8 protein-coding genes are annotated in these 8,412 nt (G+C 62.2%); 2 read left to right on the forward strand and 6 right to left on the reverse strand.

Annotation, left to right across the window (positions count from 1 at the left end):
* Positions 1–273: 273 nt before the first annotated feature.
* Entirely contained in the window at positions 274–1,446 is a 1,173-nt protein-coding gene (locus J1G37_RS13785) for an MFS transporter (RefSeq protein ID WP_207042489.1), read from the reverse strand.
* Positions 1,447–1,587: 141 nt separating this feature from the next.
* Between J1G37_RS13785 and J1G37_RS13790 the strand changes: the two genes are divergently transcribed.
* Complete coding sequence (locus J1G37_RS13790; RefSeq protein WP_207042490.1) at positions 1,588–2,175, forward strand: TetR/AcrR family transcriptional regulator; 588 nt, start codon at positions 1,588–1,590, stop codon at positions 2,173–2,175.
* On the opposite strand, the gene J1G37_RS13795 is transcribed toward J1G37_RS13790, so the two are convergent.
* The 5 genes from J1G37_RS13795 to J1G37_RS13815 all read right to left on the reverse strand — a co-directional run bounded on the left by J1G37_RS13795 (position 2,159) and on the right by J1G37_RS13815 (position 6,934).
* Positions 2,159–3,514: an MATE family efflux transporter gene (locus tag J1G37_RS13795; RefSeq protein WP_207042491.1), complete on the reverse strand. Its 1,356-nt coding sequence runs from the start codon at positions 3,512–3,514 to the stop codon at positions 2,159–2,161. The genes J1G37_RS13790 and J1G37_RS13795 overlap by 17 nt on opposite strands.
* Positions 3,515–3,533: 19 nt before the next feature.
* Complete coding sequence (locus tag J1G37_RS13800) at positions 3,534–4,112, reverse strand: DUF2239 family protein (protein ID WP_207042492.1); 579 nt, start codon at positions 4,110–4,112, stop codon at positions 3,534–3,536.
* Between the two features lie 125 nt (positions 4,113–4,237).
* On the reverse strand, positions 4,238–5,056 hold the full coding sequence (nadE, locus tag J1G37_RS13805; protein ID WP_207042499.1) for an ammonia-dependent NAD(+) synthetase: 819 nt from the start codon (positions 5,054–5,056) through the stop codon (positions 4,238–4,240).
* Between the two features lies 1 nt (position 5,057).
* Complete coding sequence (pncB, locus tag J1G37_RS13810; RefSeq protein WP_207042502.1) at positions 5,058–6,275, reverse strand: nicotinate phosphoribosyltransferase; 1,218 nt, start codon at positions 6,273–6,275, stop codon at positions 5,058–5,060.
* Between the two features lie 11 nt (positions 6,276–6,286).
* A complete protein-coding gene (locus tag J1G37_RS13815) occupies positions 6,287–6,934 on the reverse strand; it encodes a nicotinamidase (protein WP_207042504.1) in 648 nt (215 codons plus the stop codon).
* A gap of 146 nt (positions 6,935–7,080) precedes the next feature.
* Between J1G37_RS13815 and J1G37_RS13820 the strand changes: the two genes are divergently transcribed.
* Positions 7,081–7,773, forward strand: a complete 693-nt coding sequence (locus J1G37_RS13820; protein WP_207042506.1) for an NUDIX hydrolase — start codon at positions 7,081–7,083, stop codon at positions 7,771–7,773.
* The last annotated feature ends 639 nt before the right edge of the window (positions 7,774–8,412 follow it).

The following is an 8,412-nucleotide window of genomic DNA, read 5'->3' on the forward strand; positions in this document are numbered from 1 at the left end:
GCAATAGGCGGGAAGCACAAAGGCACGTCGTCCCTATAAAACGAACCGGAGGGGGAAAAATTAGCGGGGGATGGAGGCTAATGTCCGCGCGGAATGCAGGCTGCGCGGAACCGCCCTACAAGAAACCCGAGAGCCATTGCGGCTCAGTAGAAATCAGCGTCGAAGACGACTGCCTGTCTGGCAAGCTTTTGTACATCGACACCCTGCACAGCTATGAAGGACAAACCCGAAAAGAACTTGAGATTGCCTTTCGCGCAGCAGTGGATGGGCTCATCACCCCAACCGCCGATACCCCAGCACCGCTGCCCCCAACACCACCGCCCCCGCCACCAACGCCACCCAGAACCCGCTGGTGGCGCCAAAGTGGTCGATCATCCAGCCGGAACTGGCGGCGCCGATGGCCACGCCGATGCTCAGGCCGGTGATCAGCCAGGTCATGCCTTCGGTCAGGCGGCTGGGCGGGACGATGCGCTCCACCAGGGCCATGGACACGATCAGGGTCGGCGCGAAGAATAGGCCGGAGATGAAGATCGCCACCGCCAGGCCGGGGATGTTGGTCACCAGCAACAACGGCAAGGTGGTCAACGCCGTGGCCACGCCGCAGCACAGAAACTGCTTGGGCAGCGGCGCCTTGAGCTTGAGCGTGCCAAAGGCCAACCCCGCCAGGCACGAGCCGATGGCGTACACCGACAATACGATGCTCGCCGCCGCCGGCTGGCCCTGGTGCTGGGCGAAGGCCACGCTGACCACATCCACCACGCCGACGATCACGCCCATGGCCAGCAGCAGGATCATCAGGATCAGCACCGAGGGCGACGCGATCAACCAGCCGCTGTGGTGGTCGTGGTGCGCATGCACGGGCGGCTCGGTTTCACGTTGCAGCACAAAGGTGGTGACCCCCACCGCCAGCAACACCGCAGCCACCAACGGCCCGGCTTCCGGGAACAGCACCACGCTCAGGCCCACCGAGATCGGCGGGCCGATGATGAAGCACACCTCATCCAGTACCGATTCCAGGGCAAACGCGGTTTGCAGCTGGGGTTGCCCACGATACAACTCGGTCCAACGCGCCCGCACCATGGCTGACATATTCGGCATGCAGCCGGCCAGGGCGGCGAACAGGAACAAGGTCCAGTTCGGCGCCTGCAAACGGGTGCACAGCAGCACCATCAGCAAACCGCCACCACCGATCAACGCGGCGATGGGCAGCACCCTGCCCTGGCCATAACGGTCCACCAACCGCGAAACCTGCGGCGCGCAAAACGCCGTGGCCAATGCAAACACCGCCGCTACCGAGCCCGCCAGGCCATAGCCGCCATGCACTTGGGCGAGCATGGTGATCAAGCCGATGCCGGTCATCGACACCGGCATGCGCGCAAGCATGCCGGCCAGTACAAAAGCCCGGGCGCCTGGGACCTGGAATAACGCGGCGTAGGGGTTTGCCATCTCTCTTGACCTCTTCCTCTGTGCCTTGGGGCTTGCCATCTGAAGCCAGCAAGGCAAAATACATACGGTGCGTATGTGGCGAATCATGCTTAACATACGCAGCGTATGTCAATCACTCACTTGCCCATAACGAGCCACCCCATGAGCCGAGCCCGCGCTGAAATGATCGAAGACACCCGTGCCCGGCTGATCGCCAGCGCGCGCCAGGCATTCGCCACTCAGGGGTACGCCAACACCTCGATGGACGACTTTACCGCCCGCGCCGGGCTGACCCGCGGTGCTTTGTACCATCACTTCGGTGACAAGAAAGGCCTATTGGCCGCCGTGGTCGCGCAACTCGACAGCGAGATGGATGCGCGCTTGCAGCACATCACCGACCAAGCCCTGGACCCCTGGGCCGGTTTTTGCGAGCGCTGCCGCACGTATCTGGGCATGGCCCAAGACAGCGAGATCCAGCGCATCGTATTGCAAGACGCCCCTGCCGTGCTGGGAGACACCGGCTCCCAGCAACACTGCGTGGCCTCGTTGCGCCAATTGCTGGAAGACTTGATGCACGCCAAGGTGATCCACCCGGCCCCGAGCCAGGCTCTGGCGCAACTGATCAATGGCAGCCTGGTCAGCACTGCGTTGTGGATCGCCCGGGATGAAGACCCGGACGCGCGCCTGCAAGAGGGTTTGCTCAGTTTGGAGCTGCTGCTGGGCGGCCTGAAACTCACACCAACCGCGTAATCTGCTTGTGCCGCCACACCAGCCGGTAATACGCGACCTGCAACCCGAGCATCGCCAGGTAAGTCACCGGAAACGCCATCCACACGCCTTCCAGGCCGAAGTGCGCGTTGAACAGGTACGCCATCGGCAACTGCACGCACAGCACGCAGAAGATCGAAATCGCCACCGGCATCAACACCACGCCGCTGGCGCGCATGATGCCGCCGACGACCGCCTGGAAACCAAACACCAGGATGCTCCACAGCATGATATGCAGCAGGTGCTCGGCGTTGACCCGCGCCGCGTCGTCGGTGATGAACAACCCGAGCAGCCAGTGGGACAACACATAACCCAGCACGATCAGGCCACCGGTGAGGCAGGTGTTGATCAGCAGCCCAGTGCGCAGGATCGGTCCGATGCGCTCCAGGCGCCCCGCGCCAATGGCCTGGGCACCGAGGATCGACGCGGTGATGGCAATCGACAACGCCGGGAACTGCACGTAATTGACGATCTGCGTCACCGCACCATAGGCCGCCGTGGCCTGGGAGCCGTGGCCGTTGACCAGGGCGAGGATGACCAGTTCCGACAGCGACAACACCACCATCTGTAAGCCGGTAGGCAGGCCGATGCGCAGGACTTTGCCGAGGATCACGCGGTCCAGGCGCAAGGCGGCGAGCAGTTCACGGTCCGGCGCCATCACGTGGTTCTTATGGCGCAGGCGCAGGATCAGAAACAGCATGGCCAAGGCGTTGCCCACCAGCCCGGCGAACACCGCGCTCTGGATGCCCATGGGCGGCAAACCGATCCAGCCGCGAATCAGCGCCGGGGTCAGCAGCAGGCCCACCAGGGTGGAAACCACCAGCGCCAGCAACGGCGAAACCGTATCGCTGACCCCGCGCAACAACTGGGTATACAGGATAAAAACCAGCAGCAGCGGCATGATCAACATCATCATCTGCGCGTAACCCACAGCATCGTCCAATACGTCAATCGGCGTGCCCAACGCTTGCAACGCGGGGCGCGCAAACAGGCTGCCAAGCACCGCCGCAATCACCCCCACCAACGCGCCCAGGGTCAGGGTGGCGCCGGTGATCACCTTGACCAACCCGGTCTCCTGCGCCCCCCAGGCCTGGCCGATCAGCACCGAAGCACCGGCCCCCAGGCCAATCACCAGGGCGATAAAGAAAAACACAATGGGGAACATCCCCGACACGGCCGCCAGCGCCTGGGTGCCAAGCATTTGCCCGACATAGATGCCATTGAGGGTGCCGGAAAAGCTTTGCAGGAAGTTGGACAGCACCATCGGTGCCAGAAAGATCAGGTAGACCTGCCACAACGGCCGTTGTTGGGTGACTTCCATGGGGGTTCGAATCCGTGAATTATTGTTGGGCGGTAAAGGCATTGCGCGACAGCCAGGCCAGGTACGTCTGCACGTCCAGCGGCCAGTGCGCGATCTTGTGGGCAAAGTCTGCGGCGTCCTGGGCAAACAACGCGCGTGAGGCGTCTTCAAAACCGGGCAGGTTGCCAGCGACGGCGCTCATGAAACGATAGCTGGCCTCCTTGGCCAGGCGTATCTGATCACGGGATGAATGCGCATTGCGAGCGTCATCCACCAACCGGCGCAAAGCGGCCGAAGCGCCACCGCGTTGCTGGCCCAGCCATTCCCAGTGGCGTGGCAACAAGGTGACTTCACGCGCGACCACGCCCAGCTTTGGCCGGCCCACCGAGGGTACGGCGGGCGGTTCATCAGCAGCCTCTGCCTGCACCGGCTGGGCAGGCGCATAACCCGCCGGCCAGGGGTAATCGACCTGGGTGCCGGTGGCGTCATCGAAGACCAGGAAACTGCCGGTTGCCAGGTCAAGGCCTGACAGCGTGTGGGCCACATCGGCGTAGGAACCCGCCGCCACACGTTGATGGCTGACGAAGGCGGTGCACAGGGGAATGTTTGGCGTGGACATAGATTATCACCCGGGTGTTATTTGTTTTACCCGGGTTATATTAGCCGAAATTTTGCAGCTTGCAAGCGCAATAACGCAGACGCGGAGCGTCAAGGGCTGCATTCCCACGCAGAGCGTGGGAACGATCATTGGCCCGGGGTAATTGGCAGCGCGCGTTTATGGGTGGTATTGGCATACGCGGCTTCGACGATTCCCCTCACCCGCTCGCTGACCGGCTGCCCCATCAGGTAGGCATCGATCTCTGCGTAGGAACAGCCATAGGCGTGTTCATCCAACTTGCCTGGCAGCAACTCTTCCAGGTCGGCGGTCGGGTGTTTGTGTACCAGATTGTCCGGCGCGCCCAGGGCCGTGGCCAGCAGGCGCACTTGGGTCTTGGTCAGGCCGGACAGCGGCGCGAGGTCGCAGGCGCCATCGCCAAACTTGGTGAAAAAGCCCATCAGCGCTTCGGCGCCGTGGTCGGTGCCGACGACCAGGCCGTTGTGCAGATTGGCCACGGCGTACTGCGCGATCATCCGGCTGCGCGCCTTGACGTTGCCCTTGATGAAATCGACGTGGGCGGCACTGGCTTCGCTGGCGGCCAGGCTGGCCATCAGGCCGTCGACGCTGGCGGCGATGTTCAGGCTGTCGATCTGGTCCGGGGTGATAAAGCCCAGGGCAGCCTGGGCGTCGCCCTCATCGGCCTGGGTTTTGTAGGGCAAGCGCATGGCGATAAACCGCGCGGCGTAGCCGGCGTCGCGCAGTTGCTCGCACGCCAATTGGCACAGGCGGCCCGCCGTGAGGGAGTCAACACCGCCGCTGATGCCCAGCACCAGGGCCTTGCAGCCCGACTGGCGCAATGTGGTCTTGATGAAGTCGATGCGCCGTTGAATCTCCTGGGGCTCGCCGCCCTCGACCAGCGCGCGGTCGATATTCAGTTCCCGGACGATACGTGCTTGAGTTTGCATATCACACCTCCACACTGGCGACATTGAACACCTTGGCGGCGTACTGCAAAAACGAGGCGTCTTCGCAGACGTTCTTGATCGGATCATCGGAGAACTTCACCACCGGCTCGCCATGCACCCGCACCAGTTTCATCACGATGCTCAACGGTTCCACCCCTTCGACGTCGCACGCCAGGCTGGTGCCCATGCCAAAGCCGAACCGCGCCTTACCGCGCACGTGGCGCAGGATCGGCAGGCATTTTTCGAAGTTGAGGCCGTCGGAGAACATCAGGTCCTTGGTCATCGGGTCGATGCCCAATTGTTTATAGCGGGCCAGCACCTTGTCGGCCCAGGCGATGGGATCGCCGGAGTCCTGGCGCAGGCCGTCGTAGAGCTTGGCGAAGTACAGGTCAAAGTCCTTGAGGAAAAACTCGGTGCTGATGCAGTCGGTCAACGCGATGCCAAGGCGGCCACGGTATTCACGCACCCAGTTTTCCAGGGCGGCGTTCTGGCTCTCGCGCAGGCGGCCCAGTTGCTGGTGCACCATCAGCCATTGGTGCGCCATGGTGCCGATCAGCGGCAGGTCGAATTCATAGGCCAGGTGCGCGTTGCTGGTGCCGACGAACTGGCCGGGGAAGTCACGGCGCATGATGTCTATCACTTCGCGCTGGGCCTTGAACGACAGGCGCCGACGCGTGGAAAAGTCGGACACGCGCAGGTCGGCCAGTTCCTCGCGGCTGAGGTTTTTCTCCAGCCAATCGAACTTCTGATAGAGCTTGCGAGTGACGTCTTCGAGGGTCACATCGGGGTATTTGTCACGGTTGCGCAGTTCGCTGACCAGGGCCAGCACCGGTTGTTCGAACATGATGCAGTGCAGCATCGGGCCGATGACGCGGATGTTCAGTTGGCCGTTGATTTCGCTGACGTGGATATAGCGCAGGTTGAACCGGAACAGGCCGAGAAAGCGCTCGTAATCCGGGGTCAGGTATTCGCGAAAGCGCGGGTTGAACAGAAAGCGCAACTCGCCTTCACGCATGTGCAGGCCGGCGAGCTTTTCCAACTCGTCGCGCAGTGCCGGGATCAAGTGACCGAGCTTTTCCCGGGAACGCACGATGAAGTTGTATTCCACATCAACGTTGGGGTGCTGGTGCAGCACGGCCTGCATCATGGTGAAGGTGTAGTAGTCGGTGTCGAGCAAACCCTGGATCACCGGGGCGTTGTAGTCGTAGGCACTTTCCATGGTGGGTCTCCTTAACGCGTGGCCATCGCGGCCAGTTCTTCGCGGGTGCTGCTGATTGCGGCACCGGCCTTACGCAGCTCATTGAGCGCTTGAGTGCCGCCCTCCTCGCTGATCCCCCGGCACGCCGGCACGTGCAGGACCACCTCCAGGCCAGCCTTGAGCAGCTGCAACGCGGTGGTCTTGACGCAGTAGTCCAGGGCCAGGCCGCCGACAATCACGCGCACCACGCCGTGGGCTTTCAGGTACTCGATGACACCGGTGGAGAGCTTGTCGTGCAGGTCGTGGTAGCAGGCGCCGTAGGGGTGCAGGTCGGGTTCGACGCCCTTCCAGATGAAGTAGTCGTAGTCGTACGGGGTGGGTAACTCGTCCAGCAGCGTGAAGCCCTCGGTACCCGGGACGCAGTGGCTGACCCAGGTCACATCGGCGTGGGCCAGGCCGGTGGGTTGCAGCATCTCGCTGTGCTGCGCGACGACCCAGGGCGCGTGCGGGGTGTGGGCGTCCTTGCTGCCGACGCGGTGGCCGGCGAGGCTGGCCATGTAGTTGAGCTCGGCGCCGATGCGGTCACCACCGACCACCGGCAATTCATTGGGGCACAGTGGCGTGAAGCTCTTTTGGGCATCGACGTCGAATGAGGCAATGGCGGTTTTTGCGAGGGTCATGGCGGTTCTCCTGTGGCCTGGAAACAAAAGTACACGTCATGTACTTTCATGGCAAGAAACATTTGTTTATCTAGCTTGGCGTCAGTCCATGACATATCTGTTCGATCCGTTAGACTGTGTCCCGCCATTGCTTATAAGGATGTCCCATGCCACTCAGCGCCTACCTGCATACCGTCGACCTTTGCGTCCTGTTCTACTGCCGTGCGTCCGGCGAATTGAAACTGCTGCTGAACCAGCGCGACGCCGAGCCCTTCGCCGGGCATTGGGCGCTGCCGGGGGTGGTGGTGAATGGCGGCGTGCAGGACCTGAGCCTCAAGGATGCCGTGGAACGGTTGCGCGCCAGTGACAAGGTGGGGTTTGAACTGGCCTGGAGCGAACAGGTGGGCACCGTGGGGGATGCGTTTCGTGATCCGCGGTGTTGGTCGTCGTCCACTTATTACCTGGCGATTGTGGCGGATGAGGTGGCGCTGGCCGAGCATCAGGCCTGGTTTGCGCTGGAGGCGGTGGCGGATGGCAGTATCAAGCTGCCGTTTGATCACAATCTGATTGTGGCGGCGGTGCAGGAGCGGTTGTTGTCCAAGTCGTTGTATAGCAGTTTGCCGTTGATGTTTTTGGGCGGTGAGTTCAGTGCACCGCAGGCTACTACGATTTTTTCGGTGGTGCTGGCGCGGCCGGTGTTGAAGACCAGTGTTCGCCAGCGGTTGTTGAAGTTGGCTGAAGCGGGGTATTTGCGGGAGACGGGGCGCAAGAAGCCGGGGGAAGGTGGGCGGCCGCAGGCGACGGTCGCGGTGTTGAAGCCTGGGGAGGTTTATTTTTTTGATCGGAGTTTTGCGGAGTAGCGTTTGGTGGGGGGGCATATCCGTTGTTTAGGTAACGGCCACTTATGGTTCCGCCCTTACGGCGGCTCACTTTGGAAAAGCCCCAAAGTAAGCAAAGGGCTCTTGCCCCAACACTCGGTGCCTCGCCTAGGCTCGGTGTGCCCGTAATTCGACATGGTTTTGGGGGGCCGCCGCCACGCGCCATCCATGGCGCGGGGCGGCTAAACCGGCATCCCTGCCGGTTTACCCCCCAAATCCATATCGAATTCCGGCCAGCGTGTTTAACGGGGCGCCTAAGATCAAAATCAAAAGCAAAGCGAGGCGGCCTGACAGCCGACCTGATCGATGAAGCGTGCGCGTTTTCCTGTGGGAGCTGGCTTGCCTGCGATGGCATCAACTGGGTGTGCCTGATGTACCGAGTTGCCTGCATCGCAGGCAAGCCAGCTCCCACATTTTTAACCGAGATCGACAGCACAAATACCGGTCGGCTACTAGGCCGCCGCGCTCTTGCTTTTGATCTTACTTGCCCCGTTAAACACGCTGGCCGAACGCAGGCTTGAATCCGTGGGTAACCCGGCAGGACGCCGGGTTAGCCGCCCCGCGCCATGGATGGCGCGTGGCGGCGGCCCACGGATTCAAGCCTGCGTTCGGGCACACCGA

Origin of the sequence: Pseudomonas sp. Marseille-Q1929, from assembly GCF_017316265.1 — a bacterium.
In the GTDB taxonomy this organism is placed as follows: Bacteria; Pseudomonadota; Gammaproteobacteria; order Pseudomonadales; family Pseudomonadaceae; genus Aquipseudomonas.